This window comes from Shewanella sp. 10N.286.51.B2 (assembly GCF_041469265.1).
Lineage (GTDB): Bacteria > Pseudomonadota > Gammaproteobacteria > Enterobacterales > Shewanellaceae > Shewanella.
On the sequence record NZ_JBFRKH010000054.1, the window covers coordinates 80,384 to 103,367 of the forward strand.

Sequence of the window (22,984 nt, forward strand, 5' to 3'; positions counted from 1 at the left end):
AATAAAAAGCCCTGTTAGTCCGAGCATACCGGCTTAACAGGGCATTTTTAGCCACGCACTTATAACGAGCAGTTCATAGCAAAAAACTAAATTGGCGAACCCGGTGGCATCATTAGACGTTTGGCAATAAAGCGATACTCCGCTGACTCAAGCCCTTTGGCTAAACCTTGCAATAACCATTCAAAATGGGCAGCTTGATAATTACTGGCGCGATTGCTACGGCGCTTTAATTGCTTCTCGGCATACGTTAAGCGCGCTAACAATTGCGCTTTTACTTCAGCTGAGGTGTTGTCGTTATGGTAGCTAGATAGTAACTCATCTAATACCACGGTATTGACACGCATCTGCACAGCTAACAACTGCCCACGCTGTAAATCTTGAAAAAGCGTTTTCGCCAATAACTTATCGATGAGACTCACCACAGATAACTGCTCTGAATCATCCATAAAGCCTTGATTGACACGGTTTAATCTTTCTGGAACTAATATTCGGCTTACCACATGGCGGCTCATCACCTCTGCCATTCCTATGGGGTCGGTTAACACCCCAATGCCAGAATCAAAGCTTTCTCGGGTTTTGCGGTAATTACCTGCTTTAGGCACTAATAACTCAGTGACTTCAGTCGGTACTGCTAAGCTTTCAGCCGATAGTAGCGCTAATAAAGAGCTTAAGGCTTCAGTTTGTAACTTGGGCGATAAATAATGCCAGCGCTCAGCTGAGCCATGCTGCTGATAGCTATAATCACTGCCACCAATCCACTTCGCTGCGGCATCCACTTGAAAACGGGTCAGTAAGTAAATTGGCACAAACACATCGGCAAGTTCACCTAGTGGCTGCTCTTGCAGTAAGGCATTGGCATTAAACTGCTCAATTGCCTTGCGGCGCACTTGCTCTAATCGTGTTAGTTCTGCTGCTGCAGAGTTACCGTTATCCCATAAACTTGCATAGGCATGGCTTGCTGATGCTGAGCGGGAATCTGCTTCACCAATGTAACGCAATCCTGCTGTTCTGGCTTGTTTCACTAGCTCGTCAGCATTAGCTTTATCGCCATAGCCGTAAGCAATAGTAAACTTGTCCCACTCACCAATGCCTTCAACGTATGGCGCTGAAATATCAACTTGATCCCCTTTAAGGGTAATGTTGGGATGGGGATAATCCATCACCGAAGCATTGTCATTGGTTGAGGCGGCAAAGTTATGATCTAGCCCCAAGGTATGGCCAATCTCGTGAGCTGACAATTGGCGTATACGCGCCAATGCTAAGGCCATTGATGCCTCAGCAGCGGCATCTCGGTCTTGCCAACCTGCGGTTAAACCGCGAGCAATAAGGTGGTCTTGTTTAACCCGCAAACTCCCAAGGGTGACATGGCCTTTAATGATCTCACCGGTGCGCGGATCTTTAATTGACGCGCCATAAGACCAGCCGCGAGTCGCACGATGCACCCATTGGATCATGTTATAACGAATATCTTGTGGGTCGGCATCTTCTGGTAATATCTCCAGCTTAAAACCATTAATAAAGCCTGCTTCATTAAAGGCTTCTTCCCACCAGCGGCCACCATCGAGTAATGCTGAGCGAATAGGCTCTGGCACGCCAGGATCAAGATAATAAGTAATCGGTTTAACCACTTCACTAGGAGCAATACCTGGGGTGACTTTTTCAAGTCGATGACGTAAAAGATATTGTTTGCTTACTGGCGAGTCGATAGGCGCAGAGTAATCAAAATACTCATCTGATAAATAACCACTCATCGGCTGATAAGCGCGGGGCTGATAACCCGCTTCTGGCAAGGCCACAAAAGAGTAGCGCATTCGCACTGAAACAAACTTGCCATCTGGAGTCACCTGCTTAACAAATTCGCCAGCTTTAGCGCTATTGAAAGTCAGTAAAACATCGACATCGGCATTTTGCTCAAATGACTTAACTCCTTGGGGTAAGATAACTGAGCGGGATTTATCCAAGGTATAACTGCCTTGCTTAGTGTCAGCTAAACGCTGAGAAACCCCATGTAAATCATTAATCATTAGATCATTAACCGCAACTAGCGGCGTTTTACCTTCGACCACTTTACCGCGCCATAATACCGATTCAGCAAACGCCTCTTTGACCGCTAGCTGTTCCGCTGGGTTATCGCTTGATGCCCGATAAAAGGTATTTAACTGTTTAAGCAGAATATAAGGACCGTGGCGCTCAAATTGCACCATGCGTGTTTGCCCGAGTTGGCCTCGGTCTAGGCCTATATCATTAGAACCAACGCCATGGGGTAAACTGCTGATCAGTAAAAAGGGCTCATTGAGTCGGTTTGCTTCTAAAAACAATTCCCCAGAGCTATTTTGGAAATAAAAGTTGATAAACCCTTGGGCTTTGTCACTTTGCTTTATCACTTTCTGCGCCGCTGAGGTCGCAGCGTAAGTCATAATTGGGGTTGCCATGAGTACTGGCGTTAATGCCATGACTGAAGCAAGCGCCATACTTTTACGATCCATTCAACACTCTCCCTTGTTGTTGTGCTCAGGTTAATTGTTATTATTGGCGACTTAACTGACGCCATTATTGTTGTTATTTTTGCTGCTGATTTTTATAGTCAATCCAATGCTCTAAGGTATCAAACAATTCATTTAATACTATCGGCTTGGTGATATGGGCATTCATGCCCGCTTGAATACTTTTCTCTCTGTCACCAGACATGGCGTGGGCCGTCATGGCAATAATCGGCATTTGCTCTGTAGTGTAACGCTTACGTAATTCTCTGGCAGCAGTCAAGCCATCCATGACCGGCATTTGAATATCCATCAATACGGCATCAAACGGACGAGTATCGATCATATCTAGTGCTATTTGACCATTATCAGCCACTTCAACTTCATAACCGGCGCTTTTAAGTAGCTCGGTGGCTACCTGCTGATTAATAAAGTTATCTTCAACCAGCAAGACTAATCCGGTTTGTTTGGCAGCTTCGGAATCCTCTTCAACCACAGGCGCTACATTCAATTGAGGCTCAGCGGCAAAGGCGCCAATAATCTCATCAAACAAGGCTGATGCTTTAAAAGGCTTTTGCAAAACAGCAAACACACGACTGACATCAAACTCGGCCTCTAACGGCTCAGCACTATAAGCGGTCATTAAAATAATCACCGGACGCTTTTTAATCCGCCCATCAGCAACCATTTCATCAATGATATTAATCACATCGCCGCCGCCCATTTCAGGCATCATCCAATCAAGCAATAATAAATCTATTGGGCTGTGGGCTAAAACATCTAGTGCCTGTGCACCACTTTGCGCGGTTTTCACCCCAAAGCTAAAGTCGCGCATCACGGTGGAATATATCTGCAAAGCACTTGGGTTATCATCCACCACTAAGGTAGTTAAGTTATTTAACTGCTTTGGCACCACCAATGGCTCAACCACATTTTCTTCAGCAATTTCAAAACTAATGGTAAAGCTGAAAGTACTCCCTTGATTGAGCTCTGATTCAACGGCCATGGTGCCGCCCATCAGCGAGACTAAATGCTTACTAATAGACAGGCCTAATCCGGTACCACCATATTTTCGAGTGGTAGAACCATCAGCTTGGGAGAAGGCATCAAACAAGTTCGCTTGTTGCTCTTGGCTAATACCAATACCGGTATCGCGTACCCAAAACTTAAGGGTAATACGGTGATCTCGCTCGCCTACATCTTCACAGCCCAGTTCAATCTCACCATTTTGAGTAAATTTAACCGCGTTAGATAATAAGTTAACTAAAATTTGCCCTAAACGCAGAGGGTCACCACTGAGAATTAGCCCAGCGGTAACCGGGGCATATAGTAGTAACTCAACGCCTTTTTCTTGAGCCTTTTGCGCATTCATATCAATGACATGATCAAGCACTTTATCCAGTGGGAATGACACCCTTTCAAGCTCTAATTTACCCGCTTCAATTTTAGAGAAATCCAAAATATCATTAATAATGCGCAGTAATGACTGAGCAGAGAATCCCGCTTTATTTAAATAATCTTTTTGCTGAGCGGTTAACTGAGTTCGCAGCGCCAATTGCAACATGCCGATAATGGCATTCATCGGAGTACGAATTTCATGGCTCATATTGGCCAAGAATTCACTCTTATACATGTTGGCTAACTCAGCATCTTGCTTAGCTTCAAGCAAGGCCACTTCGTTACTCTTTTGGCGGGTAATATCTTTATGCGTACCCAGCATTCGCTTAGACTGACCATCGGCAGCAAACTCCACTGCTCGGCCCCGAGACAGCACCCAATGATACTTTCCAGATTTAGAGCGCATACGGTATTCAATCTCATAGGTTCCTTTGGGCTTTAGCGCATATGCACTTCGATACTCTTCGACTCGCATGCGATCGTCTGGGTGAATAAGTGCATCCGTTGCTGAAATAAGCGCTGGAAATTCGTTCGGCTTATAACCTAGCATTGAATAAAATGCGGGGTTACAAATCAGCTGCTCTGAATCTAAATACCAATCCCACAAGCCATCTTCTACTGCATCCATGGCTAAATGGTAACGCTCTTCAGATAATCGTAATTGCTCAGCCGATTCATATTCACGGGTGACATCACGCCATACTGAAATAAGCCCTAATAACTCGCCGCGGCGGTTATAAAATGGCAGTTTTAAGGTATCGAGCAGTACCGTTTTACCACCAATATCGGCTTTTTCTTGATAACGCATCAGTGAGCGTTCGGTTAATACTTTTTGATCTTCTTCGCGGCTACGCACGCCTTGATCGTAACTGGTATCAAGGGACAATTGCCCGATCATGTCACTTTCTTTGCAGCCCAGCATGTACTCAGCCGATTTATTACAGCCTAAATACTTACCTTCTTTATCTTTGTAAACAATCGCCTCTGGGATTGAGTCAATCAATGAGCGTAATAGTGCAAACTCACGTTCTCGGCGCTCAGTAGTATCGCGCAAACGTTGGGTGCGCCTTGCGACTAAGTTATCCAGACGTTTATTTTGCTCGGCTAGATGACCGGTATATTGTTTGTTCTCTTCAAAAATACGACTCACCAGCAAGAACCACGGCTCCCAACCTTCAGTGATTTTTTCAGGTGGCGATTTAGGCTCGCGAGAACACTCTTCCAAATGGGTCAATAAACGTGAGGCAGGGTTAACGAATGAGCGGCGAGTTTGCCAGTGAACAATGGTCACCAGCACTGACAAGGCGAAAACCACCAGTAAGAAACTCACTTTTAACTTATCCCAAGCGTCTTGGAATAACAGGTCTTCATCTTGCAGATATAGCAAGCGCCATGGCGGGTTTTGCAGCGCGACTGAGTGAATATAGTAGCCGTTGCGCAGTATGCCATCATGGGCATCGAACATTTCTGATTCAGGCAAAGAATGCAGCTCTGACGGAATGCGCTGACTGATATGATAAACCCGGTTCATATCGCTGGCTTCAAAATCACTGTGGGACAATATATTGTTATATTGATCCAGCAAAATCACTGTACCCGGCATTTTAAAATACATCCGCATTTGCTTAGCTAACGATGCCAAAGTCATGTCTAAATTGATTGAACCAATAAACTCATCTTCAAGATATACTGGCAGACCTAGGGTGGTTAACAAACCTTGATCGGCTAAATCTACATAAGCTTCACGCCAAAAAACACTGCGCTGCGGATTCATGGCAGGAGTAGCAAGTTGGAATTGTTTTTTATTAAGCAGCTCTTCTCGAAAACGGTACTCGTCATTGGTCCACGGAAATGACGACATGATCCTTTGTTTGGATATGTAATAAATCGAAGAAGCTTTAGGGGCGGCCTCTTTCGCAACAGGGAAAGACAACGACAGCTCAAATAGCATTTCTAATTCTTGATAAAACCTGTCGCTGCGGCCATCAAGGGTACCCATACCGGTAATGCGCCCCATATTGGTAAAGGGCTCACCACTAGTGGCATAACTTGGCTCTAAGGTAAAAAATTGACCATCTTCATTGAATTTTTCGTATTGAGGTAAGCGATCTTTACGGACTAACTCGCCTAAACGTAAGTTATCTACGGCGACGTTACGTAAGCTTTTTACTGCACGGATACTCGACTCCAGCAGTAAATCAATTTGCAAGACATGACGCAATACTTGCTCTTCACGCTCTTTAATTAGCTGGGTTTTTTCACGCTCAAACAATACCCATGCCGATAAAAGTGCCATAACAATTACACCAATATAAGTATAAAAAACGGCTCGGTTATACTTTCTTTGAATAAGCGATTTTAATTGTAATTCTGGCTCGGTCGATTTCATTGAAAACCCTTTGGCTTTTCTTAGCAGCGTAGATATTTAATAAGGTAAAAAAGGAGGTACGCTAACAATGTCTATTTATGCATATTATCAGGAACATATTCGCAATCACACGAATAAATGTTCACAAAACATGACTAATTTATTTTTCACTCCATTCCACTAAAAACATAGCAAAAATCTGACCATTATTCTTGGCAATAACCCGTAAACTGGCCGCTTACATAAAAGGCGCGTTAAAAGAGCTCGTTGAAACAGATTGCTTAAAAATAAAAAATGGCCACCTAACAGGTAGCCATAAACGGTACTTTAAAGCAGAAGTGCTTATAAGTTCTCTTCAGCAAACTCTGCTAAGCGAGATCGCACCACACCATTAAGGTAAATATTGGCACTGCCGTCAAAGTCTTTAAAACGCTCCACAATATAGGTTAAACCTGATGTCACCGCCGTCAAATAGGTTGAGTCTATTTGCGCCAAGTTACCACAACACACTAGTTTGGTGCCCTCGCCCATGCGGGTGATCATGGTTTTGATTTGTGATGCGGTCAGGTTTTGGCATTCATCTAAAATGACCACTGAATTTTGAATCGAGCGGCCACGCATAAAGTTAATCGATTTAAACTGCACGTTCGCCTTCTCCATGATGTAGTTCATGCTGCCGGTGGGGTTAACATCATTTTTATGCAGCACCTCAAGGGTATCAGTAATTGCCGCAAGCCAGGGCGCCATTTTTTCCTCTTCGGTGCCTGGTAAAAAACCGATGGACTCGGCAATTTCAGGGGTGTTACGGGTTACAATGACTTTTTCGTACTGGTTTTGCTCAACCACCAGCTCAAGCGCAGCCGCCATGGCAATTAAGGTTTTACCACAACCGGCGGGGCCGGTGAGGATCACTAAGTCAATATCTGGATCTAGCAAAGCATTTAACGCCATCCCCTGATAAATATTCTTAGGTTTAACACCCCAAGCTTGCAAATGATTAAGCCTTTCGCGGCCATAATCGATGATATTAAGATGTGTTGCGGTTTTGCTGGCAACCTTGCCGCAAAAATCAGAGGTTTCATCGATAAGGTATTGATTACTGTAGAAGGGCTCGTTACCTACGGCATCGATATCCACCTGATGGACGACTTTGCCAGCTTCTCTATCGGTAGAGACTTTATCCACCTTGTCCCAAAAATCACCGTCAAACTGATAAAAGCCTTTCGCCAAAAAGCGAATATCATCAATTAACTGATCGGTGCGATAGTCTTCAACTCGCTCAATACCCGCCCCTTTAGCTTTAAGGCGCATATTAATGTCTTTGGTGACTAATACGACCTGACGAGGCTGATGCAGATTTTGTAGATGAAGTGCGGTGTTAATAATACGATTATCGTTATTATCGCCTGGCAGAGCGCCAATGATAAAGTCGATTTGATGGTCGGGGAAAATAGATAAACTACCTGATACGTCTAAATGTCCTTCGCGGCTTGGGAGTGCAACGCCGTTTAGAATTTGTTCCGGCGAGGTCTTACCGCCAAGTATGTCTTCCAATGCCCTAATCGCGACCCGGGCATCACGGCTAATATCGTGCTTTCTATCCTTTATATTGTCTAATTCTTCTAACACAGTCATGGGAATTATTACGTCATGTTCTTTAAACGAATATATCGCTAAAGGTTCATGTAGTAACACATTGGTATCCAGTACAAACAACTTTCTGTCGTCTCGTTCCATGGCGCCTCCAGAGTGCTCAATACAAAATGTAACTATGGGATTAAAGCAATATAAACTCCTGTTCATAAGCTGGAATAATCGAATCATCATGATTGATTTTCAACCAAACTTAAATTTACTATGCCAGTAATTATATCAAGTCTCAATATCATTTTATTGATTAAAGGTTCGAGTTTAAGTTGTTAAAGTTGGCACTGAGATGACACCAAGATGACACTAAGATGTCAAAAATTCGCTGGCGTAAAAGTGAAATTCCTTCAGATGAATATTTAAATCACTGCTAGAATTTAAATTGAGTAGCGTTTGGTATAACATACGCGCCCTTTGTGTTTATCCGTCCCGAATGAGAGTAAAAAATGCCGTTTTCTTTAGGTCAACGCTGGATTAGTGATACCGAGTCAGAACTTGGTTTAGGAACTGTGGTTGCTGTTGAAGGCCGTATGGTGACAGTATTGTTTCCTGCCGCCGATGAGAACCGTTTGTTCTCCCGCAGTGAAGCGCCATTAACTCGTGTAATTTTTAATCCCGGTGACTCCGTAGAAAGCCATGAAGGCTGGAGCCTAACCATCAGTGAAGTCGAAGAAAAAGATGGTTTAGTCACCTATGTTGGTATCCACAGTGAGACCAACGAGACGGTACGTCTGCGTGAAACCTTACTAAACCACAACATTCGTTTTAATAAACCACAAGACAGATTATTTGCCGGTCAAATTGATCGTCTAGAGCGCTTTGGTATTCGTTACCAAAGCCAAATGCTACGCCATAAACTTGCCACCTCAGATTTGCTTGGGCAACAAGGCCCACGTGTTGGTTTAATTCCACATCAACAGTGGATTGCCCATGAAGTCGGTCGTCGCTATGCCCCTAGAGTACTTTTAGCCGATGAAGTAGGTTTGGGTAAAACCATTGAAGCTGGCCTTATTATCCATCAACAATTATTGACTGGCCGTGCTGAACGTATCTTAGTGATTGTGCCTGACACTTTGCGCCATCAGTGGTTAGTTGAAATGCTGCGCCGCTTTAACTTACGTTTTTCTATTTTCGATGAAGATCGCTGCGTTGAAGCCTATGCCGATAACGACAACCCTTTTTACACTGAACAATTAGTCATTTGTTCATTAGAACTATTACGTAAAAAGCGCCGTTTAGAACAAGCTGTCGATGCCGATTGGGACTTAATGGTAGTGGATGAAGCCCATCACCTTGAGTGGAGCGAAACCGCCCCAAGTCGCGCTTATCAAATCGTAGAAGCCTTAAGTGAAGAAGTGCCTGGAGTGTTATTGCTCACGGCAACGCCAGATCAATTAGGCCATGAAAGTCACTTTGCTCGTTTACGATTACTGGATCCAGATCGCTTCTACGACTACAACGCGTTTCTTGAAGAAGAAAAAAGCTATCAAAGCGTTGCCGAGGCCGCCGAAGCATTAGCTGCCAACGACAAGTTAGCTGACAGTGCTGTTGTCAGCTTAACCGAATTACTCAGCGAGAAAGACATCAGCGCAAGCATTAAGCTTATCCAAGCAGATGATGTCGATGCTGACGCCCAGCAAGCTGCCCGCGCTGAGTTATTACAAGATTTACTCGACCGTCACGGTACTGGCCGCATTTTATACCGTAACAGCCGCGCCTCTGTCAGTGGCTTCCCGACCCGTATTTTTAATCCGCATCCACTGGCTATGCCGCAAGAATACGTCACGGCTGAGCGCGTTAATGCCATGATGGGATCGAAAAAATCAGCTCAAGATCAAGCTAAGCAATCTCTAAGCCCTGAAAAACTGTATCAAGCCTTTGAAACCGATAGTGCCAGTTGGTGGAAGTTTGATCCGCGAGTCGATTGGTTAATTGAATTCTTAAAAGATAATCGCAGTAAAAAAGTGCTGATTATTGCTAGCCAAGCAGAAACGGCATTAAGCCTTGAAGAAGCACTGCGCACCCGTGAAGGTATTCAGGCAACCGTTTTCCATGAAGGGATGTCGATTATTGAACGTGACAAAGCCGGCGCGTACTTTGCCCAAGAAGAAGGCGGCGCTCAGGCGTTAATTTGTTCTGAAATTGGCTCTGAAGGGCGTAACTTCCAATTTGCGAGTCAATTAGTGCTATTTGATTTACCGCTCAACCCTGACTTACTTGAGCAACGTATTGGTCGATTAGATCGTATTGGTCAGCAAAATGATATTCAAATTCATTTGCCATACCTTGAAGACACCGCCCAAGAAAGACTGATGCATTGGTATCATCAAGGCTTAAACTCATTTGAACTTACCTGCCCAAGTGGCCATGTATTGTTCAATGAATTTGCTGATGAGCTAATGAACGTACTCAACGATGACAACCCAGAGCTAATGACAGCGCTGCTTAACGGTACCCAAAGCCGTTACCAAGCACTTAAGCAAGCGATGGAGCAAGGCCGCGATAAGCTGTTAGAGATTAACTCCCATGGCGGCGAGCAATCTAAAAAGTTAGTTGAACGCTTAGCGGAGCGAGACTCAGATACCCACTTAATTGGTTCGGTGATCCGCTTGTGGGACATTATCGGTGTGGATCAAGAAGATCGCGGCGAGAACTCAATCGTATTACGCCCAAGTGAGCACATGCTATTCCCATCGTACCCAGGTCTGCCTGAAGATGGTATTTCTGTGACATTTGATCGTGAAACTGCCCTATCACGTGATGATATTGCCTTTATCTCCCAAGAGCATCCATTAGTGCAAACGGCGTTAGACTTAATCACTGACTCAGAAACCGGAACCACCAGTGTTGCAGTGCTTAAAAACAAAGCCTTACCTGCTGGAACCTTGTTCCTTGAGTTAATTTACATGGCTGATGTTTCGGCACCTAAGTCATCACAGCTTTATCGCTATATGCCACCAACCCCTATCCGAGTGTTATTGGATAAAAGTGGCCAAAACTTAGCTGACAAAGTCGATTATAAGAGCTTTGATAAACAGTTAAGTGCGGTTAACCGTCATATTGCCAGTAAGCTTGTGAATGCATCACAACCTATTTTGCACCCGTTACTGGCAAAAGGTCAGCAACAGGCTGAAATTGAATTAGCCAAACTGGTTGAGCAAGCCCGTGAAAAAATGACCACCCAGCTAACTAGTGAGTTGACCCGACTTGAAGCGCTAAAGGCCGTTAATCCGAATATTCGAGATTCTGAAGTGGACTTTATTCGCAATCAAATGGCTGAATTGAATGGCTATATTGATGATAGTCAATTCCAACTTGACGCTATTAGAATGGTATTAGTTAGCCACGTATAATACACTGCTAACTCGAAGCAAAAAGCCCTGAACTTCAGGGCTTTTTTGTATCTATTTTTTGTCATTGTTTTAAGTGTTTAGCGTAAACATAAGCTCATAAACATAAGCTCATACACATAAGCGCACAAGTCTATAGTGATGACATCGCAAGATTCGTTAAGGAAGCCACATTGCTGCTAAAGCCTCTGTTTGTTTTATCTGTTACCAGTCTTTTTAGCCTCAGCCTTTTCTGTCACAATGCTATGGCAGCCAGTGAGTTGCCTACTGCTAATGCTGGAAAACAATTTATCAGCGTCCAAGATCAACAACAGCCAGTTTGGGTCAAACCTTGGCAAGGCCCGCACCAGCGCGGCGCAGCTATTATCGTCGGTCCAACCGATTCCCCCGCCAGTGGCAGTGGCCTAATTCGCTATTTACGTGATGAGATCCCCGCATTTGGCTGGGCAAGCTTGAGCATAAAACCCACTGAAGGTTTATACCGACCAAATTTTGCAACTGACGCCGAAGAAATTCCCAAAGCCGGTGAAGCGCAGTTAACCCTGAGTCGTCACCAGCAAGCCCCCAAATTTAGCTCAAACCAACTACTTGAACTGCGTAACTTTCAGCAAGAACTTATGGTGGACAGTCTCGACCAATTGCAAGCTATTGAGGCGCAGTTCCCAGGAAAAAGACTATTAATCGTCACCGATGATAGTGCGGGCATGGTCATTAACTTACTTTTTGAAGCTAAGCTAGCCAAGCCCGACTTATTAGTGGTGATCAACCCCTATCGTGAATATGAGCAGATTATTGCGCCGCAACATCGCGGTTTATCCATTGCCCAACAGCTCAGAGAAATCGATATCCCAATACTGGATCTGCAATCAGCCGATGCTCATCAAATATCTATGACTGAAAGTGCTAGCAGAAAAGCACTCAATAAAGCTAAATCGAGCCAGTATTACCGCCAATATCAATTAGCGCTTAATCTCGATAATCAAAGTGGTTGGGAGCAAGTACTGCATCATATTGCAGGCTTTAGTAAAGTCATTACCGCACGATAAAAAGGGCCAGCATATTGCTGCCCCTTAATGGCTATTTGCTTATTTTAAGACTGAGTAATAAAGCGTATTTTCAATTTTTTCAATAACATCGCATAATAATCAATCTCCAATGGCCTTTCAGCTATTCACTAAATTTGTGTAATGCAGTATTGGCCGCACTAGTCTAAAAGCTGATTAACTCACAACTGACTCGCTCATTATCACCACCAAGGCTGACGAGACTGATAAGCTTGCTCGGTTTGCTTTATTTCACGATTAGCGGCAATGATACGGTTTTTACCCGCTAACAGGCGAACTTGGCTTAAAGACTCACGACTTAATAACCGCCTTGTTGAGGCTGACCAACTATGATTAATGCTCATTTTAATGGCCGCATTCACATCAGGAGAGCGGGTCATAAACTGCTCGGCAAGCTCAATAGCACGCTGCAATGGCTGTGAACTTTTCTCGGTCACTAAACCAAAATCTAGCGCCTGTGCGGCTGATAGCACTTCTGCGCTATAGGTAATTTTTAAGGCCTTATCTTTGGGCATCACCTGTCTAAGCGCTGCCAGTCCTGCCATATCAGGCACTAAGCCCCATTTTGATTCCATAATAGACAGCTTGGCATCATCACTTGCAATACGAATATCTGCCCCTAGCGCAATTTGCATACCGCCACCAAAACAGCAGCCATCTAATACTGCAATCACAGGGATGGGTAAACGCTGCCAGCCAATAGACACCCGCTGGGCTAAGTTGGCATTACCTGGTAGCCATTTGAACAGCAATTTGGCAATCATGGAGGGGGATTTAGCAATCGCTTTAACATCTAAGCCCGAAGAGAAATTACCATCGGCGCCGGATAATATGACCGCATTAATTTCGCTATCTTTTCTAATATTTTTAATGGTTTTATCAATGGCTTTAAACATTTCATAATTGAGCGCGTTATATTTATCTGGTCGGTTTAGCGTCACAAAAGCAATACCGTTTTGTTTTTGTAACGCCACTAACTTCTTATTCATTGTTCATCCTTAATATAAATAATAACTGGTCAGTCCAGAAGTTACGTTAGCATAAATTGGCTTACTGGCGAATAGTTAAGCTAATTTGATATTCTTCATAAGCTGCTAAAACTACAACAATATATATGTTCCCGCAGGAACAAAAGTGCCGTCAAAATTCAGATTTACTGAATTTAAGAGCATTTTTTCGTTAAACGCCAAAAAATTGTCGATTTTTGGTGCGAAAAGTCAGCAATAAGTTGTAGTATGTTTGCCCATAAAAAGTAACATTACTCATCGACTCATTTTTCTTGTTTAATCGGAGTTCGTTTAAGTGCTCGATCGAGTAATAGCTAATGCATTCAAAATAATAATACCCTGTAAAAGGATCTGCTGTAGCCATGACTATTCCTATTTTAATCTGTGATGACTCAGGATTAGCCAGAAAACAAATGGCGCGAACACTTCCCAAACATTGGGATGTTGAAATCAGTTACGCCACCAATGGTGAAGAAGGCTTGGAGGTGATCCGTCAAGGAAAAGGGGAAATTGTCTTTCTCGACCTTAATATGCCCGTCATGGATGGCTATGAAGTACTAGAAGCCATTCAGCGAGAAGACTTGCCCGCCTTAGTCATTGTGGTCTCTGGTGATATTCAATTAAAAGCCCATGAGCGAGTAAAAGCCCTTGGCGCATTAGATTTTATTCAAAAGCCGGTTAGTGCTGAGTCCATCAGCAATATCTTAGAAGAATACGGCATTTTAACTTTAGCCCTTAAACAATCAACCAATGACACGCCGATGTTTAAAGTTGATTTACGTGACGCTTGCCAAGAAATTGCCAATGTCGCCATGGGCCGCGCTGCCGACTTATTAGCGAAACTACTCGATGTTTTTGTAAAACTGCCAATCCCCAACGTCAATGTTTTAGAAGTCAGCGAACTGACCATGGCACTTAAAGCCACCGAAGAAAGCTCGAAGATTTCTGCATTATGCCAAGGTTTTATTGGCGCTGGGGTTGCTGGTGAGGCGTTATTACTGTTCCATGACTCAAGCTTTGCTGACATGGCTAAACTCATGGGCCACAGTGATCCTGAAGATGCTAACAATGAAATTGAAGTGCTCATTGATACTGGTAATGTGCTTATTGGGGCATTCTTGAATGGCATTTCAGAGCAGCTTGATATGAAATTTAGTCAAGGTCACCCCGTTGTACTTGGTCGCCACTGCACGGTAAATGAGCTTATCCATGACAACTCAGAAAAATGGCAACGCACCCTTGCCATGGAAATCAATTATCAGATTGAAGACCACAATATTCAGTGTGACTTATTACTGTTATTTACGGAAGACTCAATCCCTACATTGAATGCAAAGCTTCACTATATATTTGAATAGATTAAGATAATAATCATATAAACAGTTAGTTAATTGCAATGACTTAACATTGCATATAAAAAGAATAATACAATACGGATGTTAGAGCATGGCTACTGATCAAAGCGCAATGAACGAGCTACACTGGCTTATTGATATGGTACAAACCATTGAAGTTGGCTTGGTGGTGTTAGATCGTGACTACAATATCCAGCTTTGGAATGGTTTCATGGAAAACCATAGCGGTGTGTCACCTAACAGTATTAAAGGTCGCAATCTTTTTGAAGCGTTTAACGATTTACCCTCTGAATGGCTTAAGCAAAAAATGGAGTCGGTATTTCTACTCAAAAACCGATCTTTCATCAGCTGGGAGCAGCGCCCTTATGTCTTCCAGTTTAAAAATTATCGCCCGATCACTGGCCGCGCTGATTACATGTACCAAAACATTACTTTGCTGCCACTGGCGTCGCTAACGGGTGAAATCACCCATATTAGTATTATCGTTTATGATGTGACTGATATCGCCATCAATAAATTACAGCTAAAATCAGTCAATGAGCAACTAGAAACACTCAGCCAAACCGACAGCTTAACCCAGTTGTATAATCGCCGTCATTGGCAAGTTTGCTTTGAAAAAGAATACGAGCGCTTTGCCCGTTATGGTGAAAAAGCCAGTATGATAATGATTGATATCGATCATTTTAAAGCCATCAATGATAAATACGGCCACCCTGCAGGTGACAAAGTCATTCAAAGCCTCGCCAACATATTAAAGCAATCATTACGTGAAACTGATTTTGCCGGCCGCTATGGCGGTGAGGAGTTTGCGGTAGTATTGACTTATACCACCGCTGCTGAATCAAAATACTTCACTGAGCGACTGCGTAAAAAAGTCGAAGCCTCGCAAGTGGTTTATAACAATCAAATCATTAAAATGACCATCAGTATTGGCGTTAATGATTTATCCTCTGCCACCACTAGCAGTGTAAGTTGGTTATCTGGCGCCGATAAAGCTTTATATCAATCGAAAGAAAATGGCCGTAATCAAACCACGGTATTTGAAAAATAACCTGCAGAGGTTCATTTTATCCCCACCGCGATAAGCCATTAAAAAGCCCACAATTAAGTGGGCTTATTTATTAAACGAGTGACGCTAGTTAAGCGATAGTCGTTAATGATTTAGAAACCGTCGTCATCTTGGTCTTCATCTTCATCAAGCTCTTCTTCGTCACCAATAAAGAAGGTGCCCCAGCCGTCATAATCAACTTTTTGCTTGGCAGCAAGCAGCATTAACTGCTCGCATGCTTTATCAAGTAACGATGCTTCAAGAGCATGATTGGCGATAGCATCAAAGCAAATAATGGTTGAGCCATCTTCAAGCTCCATCTCTTCAGCGTCGTTAACTTCAAAACCTAATTTGAAAGCATCAACTGCGGCTTTTTCTAAACGATCAAAGTTAGTCGAAGAGAAATGATGCTCGATAGTATATTCAGCATCAGCTTGTGAACCATCATCAAGCAGCGCCTGAATAATTTCACGGTTCTCGGCAAATTGCTCTTTAAGTTGAGCTTCAATAGACATGGATTCTCTCCGTTAACAAATTTAAATACGCTATAGGGCTAATTATACGTGATAAAGCTACTGAGGTTTAGCCATTAATAGCGATGCTTCTTGATTTAATTCAGCTAAACGCTGTGACATCACTTGATGCACCTTAGCACAAAGCTTTTTCGCATCGGCTTTATCCACGTTTGCGGTCGACATAGGTGCCATCATTTCGACAATGACCACACCATTATTCCACTTGTTAAGTTTAATATGATTTTGGCAAGATGCTAATACTGGCACAATTGACGCTTTGGCGGCGATAGCAGTATGGAATGCCCCGACTTTAAACGGCAGTAGACCGCGCCCTCTAGAGCGTGTCCCCTCAGGGAAAATCCATACAGATAACAGTTTTTCTCTCATTCTCTTAACAGTCTTGGCCATAGTATCAAAGGCACTATGACGGTTTTTACGGTCAATCAGAATATTGCCTGATAGCCAATAAATCTGCCCAAATAATGGCATCCAAGCTAAGCTTTTTTTACCTAAACTCACCGTGGCTTCCGGCACTGCAGAAGTATGGGTAAATAAATCAAAATTATTTTGATGATTCGCTAAATAGATCTTAGGTTGCTTAAGGCTTGCTTCGGTTTCAGTGTCAGTACCAGTGTTAGCCTCAGCGCCAGTGTCTACTTGAGGGTTAATCACCGCGTTACGGGTAATCACTTTAATCCCTAAAATAGGAGCAACAGATGAAAATAGTTTAGCAATCACATGGACATTATCACGATGCATAGGTCTAACAATACAAAGGATGATTGCGAAAAAAAACGCCAGTGTTAGTAACACTGCTAGAATAATTGAACGAGCAATTAACAGCACAGCAGACTCCTACAAATAAAGTGGCGACAGTATAGCCAGCACATCTGCTGGACTCAATAGCTTAAGTTAATTTCGGTGTACAAATGTAAGCTTAAAGTAGTTATACCAAGCGGATTAATGCTCTGAATAGCTCAGATAATTAATATGCTTGGCATTATACACTGCTAAAAGTGAATTAATGATGCCTTAAACATTAACGCATCATTAATTCTGCAGCGTTACATTTCAGCCTTATTAGAACGATTACGGAGCAGTAAACGCATTAACACAGCACTGACCGCTAATGCCGCAACAATGGCTGCGCCACTAGGTAAGTCATAACTAGCCGAAAGTATAAGCCCTGCTAGGTAACCAACAAATCCCACCACATAAGCCAGCAGCAAGGTATATTTACCCACATACTGATTTAACGCTAACGCTGGCAAAATTAAGGTGCTGAAAACAAGATAAACACCCACTAATTCAACCGATAGTGTAATCACTATGGCAAATAGAAAGTAAAAACCTGCGCCTTCGAGGATCTGAGGCTTCAATGCAATTAAAGCGAGTATCGCTACTGACACCAAAGCCGGCAGCACAAGCTGCGACCAATTTACCCACAATATCTGCCCCGACATTAGCTGCTTTAACAGCTCTGCGCCATGGGGATCATTAGACAATAACAACATTGCCCCAACCGCGCTAAGCACATAAAAACAACCAATAAAGGCTTCTAATTCATCGGCAAAACGCTTGGATAACCAAGCAATAAGCCCAGCGCCGCCCAAGGCAAATATGGCAGGCATCCACACATGAGAATAAGGAATATCTTCAATTCTATGATCCATATGAGCCACAATAGCCCCCAGCGCAGCCACTTGGGCAATCGCTAAGTCGATGAAAATAATACCGCGTTTAAGTACTTGTCGACCTAACACCACATGGGTAGACAAAATGATGATTCCGGCAATAAATGCCGGAAACAAAATCAATAGCAGCTCGATATCTAGCATAGGCTTATTGCGCCTCAGTTAATAACGTCAGTACGCTGTCATATAAGCTAATCAAATCCTGACTTTGACTGTTGCCACCTACTGACATTGGCAAAATCACCACAGGCAAATCAGTGCGCTCACCTAACCAATGTGCGCCACGCTCATCCTGATATGAGGCCACTATCACCGCCATCACATCACCTTGTTGGCTGCGACTTACAAGTTTAGCTAAATGGCTACTACTGGGTGGGATGCCCGGCTTCGGCTCAAGATCTGCCACTTGCTCCATGCCGAGCCAGTTAAACAAATATCGAAAGCTTGAGTGGTAAGCAATGACCTTTTTGCCCTTCAGCGATTGCGCTTGCGCTTCCCAGCGCGGAATAGCTTGCTGCCACTGCTCAGTAAACTCAGTTAATGCAACTTGATACTCAGCACTTGAGTTAGGATCTAACTCAATCATTTTCGCTGATAACGCCTGCGCCACTTTAAGGAACTTTCTAGGGTCAAAATGTAAATGCGGATTACCTTTGGCATGGACATCACCCATAGAGCGATCCACTTGCTCAAGTTGATCTAAGGTCTCGATATGATCCGCGGCATAAAAAAGCCCAGTATCAGTTGAAAGCACTTTGTTGTTTGAGGCTTTCATCTGCAACATTGGCAACCAACCAATTTCGAGATCGGCGCCAGCACACACCACTAAGTCAGCTTGACGCATTTTAGCAATTAAGCTTGGACGCGCTTGCACTTGATGTGGATCTTGCTGCGCACTCGTGGCTGAATAGACTTTAGCATCAGGAGCTAATGCCTTTGCTAATGCGCCATACTCAGGCTCACAAGCAAATACATTAAGCGCTGCATTTGCAGAACTCGTTAACAAGCTGGCAAATATGCCAGCTGCTAATATTAGTTTTTTAGAATTGATGCGCACCGTGAGCTCCTAATGACATAACATATTGTAGAGTAATGATATTATCGTCTTCAAAACCATCAAAGTTGGTGCCTTTCTGGTTAGTATATTGTAGACGTACGGTGGAGAAATGGCTCTGATGCCACGCCAAACTTAATTCGGTTTCTTTTAGCTTTTGTGGGTCTAAGTGATCGCCGTGGGCTTCAAAGCTATCCACTTCACCATAACGTAAACCAGCAGACCAATTTGGCGAGAACTGATACACGCCACTTAAGTACCAACCTTGATGGTAATCGTCATGGCCTTCAGCACTGAGTATCTCATGTTCATGTTCATCTTCATGATCTTCTTCAAATGAGAAAATATCAGTTACCCGGAAGTACTCGCCGCTAACAGTTAAGTGTTGGTATTTGTAATTACCATTTGGTGCCCACTTGTAGACAAAGTCTGCAATATAGGTATTTTCACCAGTATAGGCTGCGCTATGGCTATGACCTTCATGGTCGTGATCGTCATCAACATGGGGCTCATGCTCATCTTCTAGATAAGTTTTACCGTTTTCATTACGTAAGTAACTTAAACCCACTTGCCAAGAACTCGAGATACCAATATCACCGCCAAACTTGGTGAATGCCGAATACACCCCTACTGAACTAAAGTCACGTTCGTCATGCTCATCTTCAGCGCGCATTTTTTTACCACTAAAGGCTTCAACACCCATAGTCCAAAACAAATCTGTCGGCGCTACATAAGTTAATCTGACACCATCATCAAAGTAATGCCCGCCCATAAAGGCGCGATAAACCCCAGGACGATCAGCAAAAGCGTCGGTATGAATGTGCTGATTATTTAAATAACCCACATCAGACAAGAAACGACCAGCGCGAATACCAAAACCGCCAGGCATACCCATGGTTTGAATAAAGGCTTCTTCAAGCTCAAGTTCAGTTTCGCCGTCATGCACTTCTAATATCGCAGTGACTTTACCGTAGAACATATCATCGATATTAGCGCTGATAGCAAATTCAGTTTCACCCAAACCAAAGCCTTCACTTCTGCCACCTAAACCACGATCACCTGATTGATAAAAACCATCTAACACCGCACTGATATTAGGATTGGTTAAGCTTGAATCTTCTGCAAAAACAGAGCTTGAAGAAAAGGCACACGCGATTGCGACTGCTGACAGTCGTTTATTTGAACTAAACATAAAATCTCCAAAATACAACAAACACCCGGCTATTTTACTTAATAGTCGGGAAATATAATTTATAATTATTAATTAAACTGTTGAATTAAATAAAGATTGGCGGTGCGCGGCTATGGTAATAAGCCTGATGTGAACTAAGAGATTCTGAATTGGCTAACGGTGTGAGTTCATACTCTTGACGTACAACCGGAATGCTAAATTCAATACTTGGAAGGGTTTTGTGAACCTGATGCTTATGAAAACATAAGCTGCAGTGAGTGTTAATGCTTTCATGTTTATGAACAGATTCGTGAGCGGATGCGGCAAAAGACAATAATACGAGCATGGCGCAAAGCCACATCGCAATATTTCGTCTTATGTGCAAAGCAAATCTCACTTAACTAGTCTCATCCATTAAATCATATCAGCGAATACCCAGTAACAATGGCTGCTATTCTTATAAATTAAAACTAAAAAATCAACTACAAGTTTGTTACAAATCACTTCTACTGAAAATTTGTGATCAACAAGGGCGCTTTAACCCTCTCAACATTATGCTATTTTAAGATTAGCTTAAGCTGAAAAGGCTAATATATTTACTATAAATACCAATTTAATCTGCCAATGACAGAGGAATTATCTATGATGAATTTATTAAAAGACAATGTGGGCATTATTTTAACAATGGTGATCATCGGTGTTGTAGTTCTTGGCGGTATTTACTACGTTGAAACATCACTAGAAAATCAAGTTCAAGTAGTAGATTAATTTGTTTGAGAGCCCTCTTCAGGCGCTTCAATAACCAATAAATGATCCATTAAATGCGTTACCCCTGTAAGGATCAGCGACAGCATGATTACGGGGGTAATGATATTGGCTAATCCTGCCACAAAATAGCCTGTCAGCCCCGCACCTACCGCAGTATAAAAGCCAAGTATTTTTAACATCGTAAGATAACGATGGCGACCAAGCCAAGCCTGGCAGTGATAGCACTGAATATGCGATGAGAACCCCTTACCTCGAGTTCCACTGATCTTACTAATCGACATAGGCTTGTGACAATGTGCGCATTGCAGTGCCATGATGAGCAACCTGTAGCTGAAAATAAAAAGTGCGTTAGTCTAGCAAATTATCGTCAAACTTCCTTCAATAACTTATGATAAAGTCATTATCAATATACAGGACGTTTATCATGCCTAGAATCTTGCTTATCTTATGTTGTTTCGTCAGCTTAATGAGCTTTTCACAAAGCAGTGTTGCAGCGCCAGCTGACCCTGCAACCATTAATAAAATAGCCCAACTACAACAACGCATTGATGCCGATGTAAGCTACCTTAAAACCGCAAAAGGTGAATTAAAAGCAATCAGTGAATTCCGCATTCTGAATAAAAACAATCAACTACGAGAAAAATTAGATTCATTAGTTAATCAAGAAAACCCGGATTTAGCCTATCTCACCCCGCAAATACAGCAACAATTGGGCTTTTTAGATAATGTCGGTAAATATTTAGATGATGACATCACAGCCCTGAAACTGGCATTAGATGACGAAAATCAGACTCAAACAATGAAAGCGGTTATTGATCGTGAAGCCGACAGGGATCTTTACTTACAGGCTGAACTACAAACAATCAATTGGGCCAACACCTTAAATATTAATGTCGACAGTGCCAAAACAGCATTAACCAATGAGCTAACCCTGCGGGCTGACTATCTTGAAAGTATCGTCAACTATACCCAAAACCAACTTAAACAAGCGATTAGTGACGCATCAACTGCTGGCGCTGATATCACTGCCGAGCAAAAATCCAAAGTTATTGAACTCAAAGAGCGATTATCACAGCACAGCAGCAGTTTAAGTATTGCCGCCGATATGCTTGATGACTTAGGACAAGACACTGCGCAAATTAAGCAAACGCTATTTAGTGTTTCAGGGGATATTACTCAAGATGTTTTAAACTTTGATGTAGCGTCAAGCTTACTGAATGACTGGATGGATATAGCTAAAAATCAAGCGCTGGAAAATGGCACAGGGCTTACCTTTAAAGTGGTTATCTTCATCATCATTTTATTTTTAACCAGCTTAGTGTCTAAATTAGTTAAAAAAGTGGTTCGCAAAGCAGTTAATTCTTCCCAGCTTAATTTCAGCATGCTATTGCAAGATTTCTTCACCTCTATTTCTGGTAACGTCATCTTCGCGTTAGGTTTGCTTATCGCACTATCACAACTTGGCTTTGAATTAGCACCACTGCTGGCAGGTTTTGGTATCGCTGGTGTGATTATCGGTTTTGCCTTGCAAGATACCTTATCTAACTTTGCCTCAGGAATGATGATTTTAATCTACCGCCCTTACGATGTCGGTGACTTAATCAATGCTGCAGGTGTTACGGGGCGTGTTAGCCATATGAGCTTAGTCTCTACCACAGTGAAAACCTTAGATAACCAACGCTTGATTATTCCTAATAATAAGATTTGGGGCGATACCATCAATAACATCACCGCCGAGCAAGAACGTCGTGTGGATATGACCTTTGGCATTGGCTATGGCGATGATATTCCTAAAGCGGAAAAAATCTTAACCGATATTGTTATGGCTCACCCAAAAGTGAAAAAGTTTCCAGAGCCGACGATTAAGTTACATACACTCGGTGAATCGTCAGTAGACTTTGTGGTTCGCCCTTGGGCAAATCCAGTGGATTACTGGGAAGTCTATTGGGATATTACTCGTGAAGTGAAAATGCAGTTTGATGCCCAAGGCGTCAGTATTCCATTCCCACAACGAGATGTGCATATTTATCATGAAAAGGCGGCAGACTAAGCTGTGACAAGTTAA

General features: G+C 42.9%; 17 protein-coding genes. 6 read left to right on the forward strand and 11 right to left on the reverse strand.

From position 1 onward, the window contains the following. Window positions 1–86: 86 nt before the first annotated feature. The 3 genes from AB4140_RS14735 to AB4140_RS14745 all read right to left on the reverse strand — a co-directional run bounded on the left by AB4140_RS14735 (window position 87) and on the right by AB4140_RS14745 (window position 7,983). A complete protein-coding gene (locus tag AB4140_RS14735) occupies window positions 87–2,486 on the reverse strand; it encodes a zinc-dependent metalloprotease (protein ID WP_372001513.1) in 2,400 nt (799 codons plus the stop codon). A gap of 73 nt (window positions 2,487–2,559) precedes the next feature. Then, window positions 2,560–6,267 carry a response regulator gene (locus tag AB4140_RS14740; protein WP_372001515.1) on the reverse strand — a complete coding sequence of 1,236 codons (3,708 nt, stop codon included), beginning with the start codon at window positions 6,265–6,267 and terminating at the stop codon, window positions 2,560–2,562. Window positions 6,268–6,588: 321 nt separating this feature from the next. Continuing rightward, complete coding sequence (locus AB4140_RS14745; protein ID WP_102436666.1) at window positions 6,589–7,983, reverse strand: PhoH family protein; 1,395 nt, start codon at window positions 7,981–7,983, stop codon at window positions 6,589–6,591. 356 nt (window positions 7,984–8,339) lie between these two features. On the opposite strand from AB4140_RS14745, the gene rapA reads away from it, so the two are divergent. Together rapA and AB4140_RS14755 are read left to right on the forward strand one after the other, a co-directional pair. Continuing rightward, the gene (gene rapA, locus AB4140_RS14750; protein ID WP_102436664.1) at window positions 8,340–11,246 is read left to right on the forward strand and encodes an RNA polymerase-associated protein RapA; all 2,907 of its coding nucleotides are present in this window, start codon (window positions 8,340–8,342) and stop codon (window positions 11,244–11,246) included. A 170-nt stretch (window positions 11,247–11,416) separates the two neighbouring features. Further along, the gene (locus tag AB4140_RS14755; protein ID WP_102436662.1) at window positions 11,417–12,289 is read left to right on the forward strand and encodes a DUF3530 family protein; all 873 of its coding nucleotides are present in this window, start codon (window positions 11,417–11,419) and stop codon (window positions 12,287–12,289) included. Window positions 12,290–12,489: 200 nt separating this feature from the next. On the opposite strand, the gene AB4140_RS14760 is transcribed toward AB4140_RS14755, so the two are convergent. Beyond that, window positions 12,490–13,296: a crotonase/enoyl-CoA hydratase family protein gene (locus tag AB4140_RS14760; RefSeq protein ID WP_102436660.1), complete on the reverse strand. Its 807-nt coding sequence runs from the start codon at window positions 13,294–13,296 to the stop codon at window positions 12,490–12,492. Between the two features lie 380 nt (window positions 13,297–13,676). On the opposite strand from AB4140_RS14760, the gene AB4140_RS14765 reads away from it, so the two are divergent. Together AB4140_RS14765 and AB4140_RS14770 are read left to right on the forward strand one after the other, a co-directional pair. Continuing rightward, window positions 13,677–14,672: a response regulator gene (locus tag AB4140_RS14765; protein ID WP_102436656.1), complete on the forward strand. Its 996-nt coding sequence runs from the start codon at window positions 13,677–13,679 to the stop codon at window positions 14,670–14,672. Window positions 14,673–14,760: 88 nt separating this feature from the next. Next, on the forward strand, window positions 14,761–15,720 hold the full coding sequence (locus tag AB4140_RS14770; RefSeq protein WP_102436654.1) for a sensor domain-containing diguanylate cyclase: 960 nt from the start codon (window positions 14,761–14,763) through the stop codon (window positions 15,718–15,720). A 110-nt stretch (window positions 15,721–15,830) separates the two neighbouring features. On the opposite strand, the gene rraB is transcribed toward AB4140_RS14770, so the two are convergent. The 6 genes from rraB to AB4140_RS14800 all read right to left on the reverse strand — a co-directional run bounded on the left by rraB (window position 15,831) and on the right by AB4140_RS14800 (window position 20,497). Beyond that, window positions 15,831–16,232, reverse strand: coding sequence for a ribonuclease E inhibitor RraB (rraB, locus tag AB4140_RS14775; RefSeq protein WP_102436652.1), 402 nt, complete (start codon window positions 16,230–16,232; stop codon window positions 15,831–15,833). Window positions 16,233–16,289: 57 nt separating this feature from the next. Further along, on the reverse strand, window positions 16,290–17,078 hold the full coding sequence (locus AB4140_RS14780) for a 1-acylglycerol-3-phosphate O-acyltransferase (protein WP_372001517.1): 789 nt from the start codon (window positions 17,076–17,078) through the stop codon (window positions 16,290–16,292). A gap of 218 nt (window positions 17,079–17,296) precedes the next feature. Beyond that, on the reverse strand, window positions 17,297–18,070 hold the full coding sequence (locus AB4140_RS14785; RefSeq protein ID WP_372001519.1) for a metal ABC transporter permease: 774 nt from the start codon (window positions 18,068–18,070) through the stop codon (window positions 17,297–17,299). A 4-nt stretch (window positions 18,071–18,074) separates the two neighbouring features. Beyond that, entirely contained in the window at window positions 18,075–18,983 is a 909-nt protein-coding gene (locus tag AB4140_RS14790; protein ID WP_102436646.1) for a metal ABC transporter solute-binding protein, Zn/Mn family, read from the reverse strand. Beyond that, a complete protein-coding gene (locus tag AB4140_RS14795; RefSeq protein WP_372001521.1) occupies window positions 18,967–20,172 on the reverse strand; it encodes a hypothetical protein in 1,206 nt (401 codons plus the stop codon). Before AB4140_RS14795 ends, AB4140_RS14790 begins: the two co-directional genes overlap by 17 nt. An 85-nt stretch (window positions 20,173–20,257) precedes the next feature. Further along, window positions 20,258–20,497: an ABC-type zinc uptake system zinc chaperone gene (locus tag AB4140_RS14800; RefSeq protein WP_157936424.1), complete on the reverse strand. Its 240-nt coding sequence runs from the start codon at window positions 20,495–20,497 to the stop codon at window positions 20,258–20,260. 296 nt (window positions 20,498–20,793) lie between these two features. Here AB4140_RS14800 and AB4140_RS14805 point away from each other — a divergent pair, with 296 nt between their 5' ends. Further along, window positions 20,794–20,919, forward strand: coding sequence for a hypothetical protein (locus AB4140_RS14805; RefSeq protein ID WP_277869338.1), 126 nt, complete (start codon window positions 20,794–20,796; stop codon window positions 20,917–20,919). Here the strand turns inward: AB4140_RS14805 and AB4140_RS14810 are convergent. After that, window positions 20,916–21,233, reverse strand: coding sequence for a hypothetical protein (locus tag AB4140_RS14810; RefSeq protein ID WP_102436642.1), 318 nt, complete (start codon window positions 21,231–21,233; stop codon window positions 20,916–20,918). The two genes, AB4140_RS14805 and AB4140_RS14810, sit on opposite strands and share 4 nt — an antisense overlap. A 110-nt stretch (window positions 21,234–21,343) precedes the next feature. Here AB4140_RS14810 and AB4140_RS14815 point away from each other — a divergent pair, with 110 nt between their 5' ends. After that, window positions 21,344–22,969 (forward strand): mechanosensitive ion channel family protein, encoded by a 1,626-nt coding sequence (locus AB4140_RS14815; protein WP_102436640.1) that lies wholly within the window; start codon window positions 21,344–21,346, stop codon window positions 22,967–22,969. Window positions 22,970–22,984 lie beyond the last annotated feature (15 nt).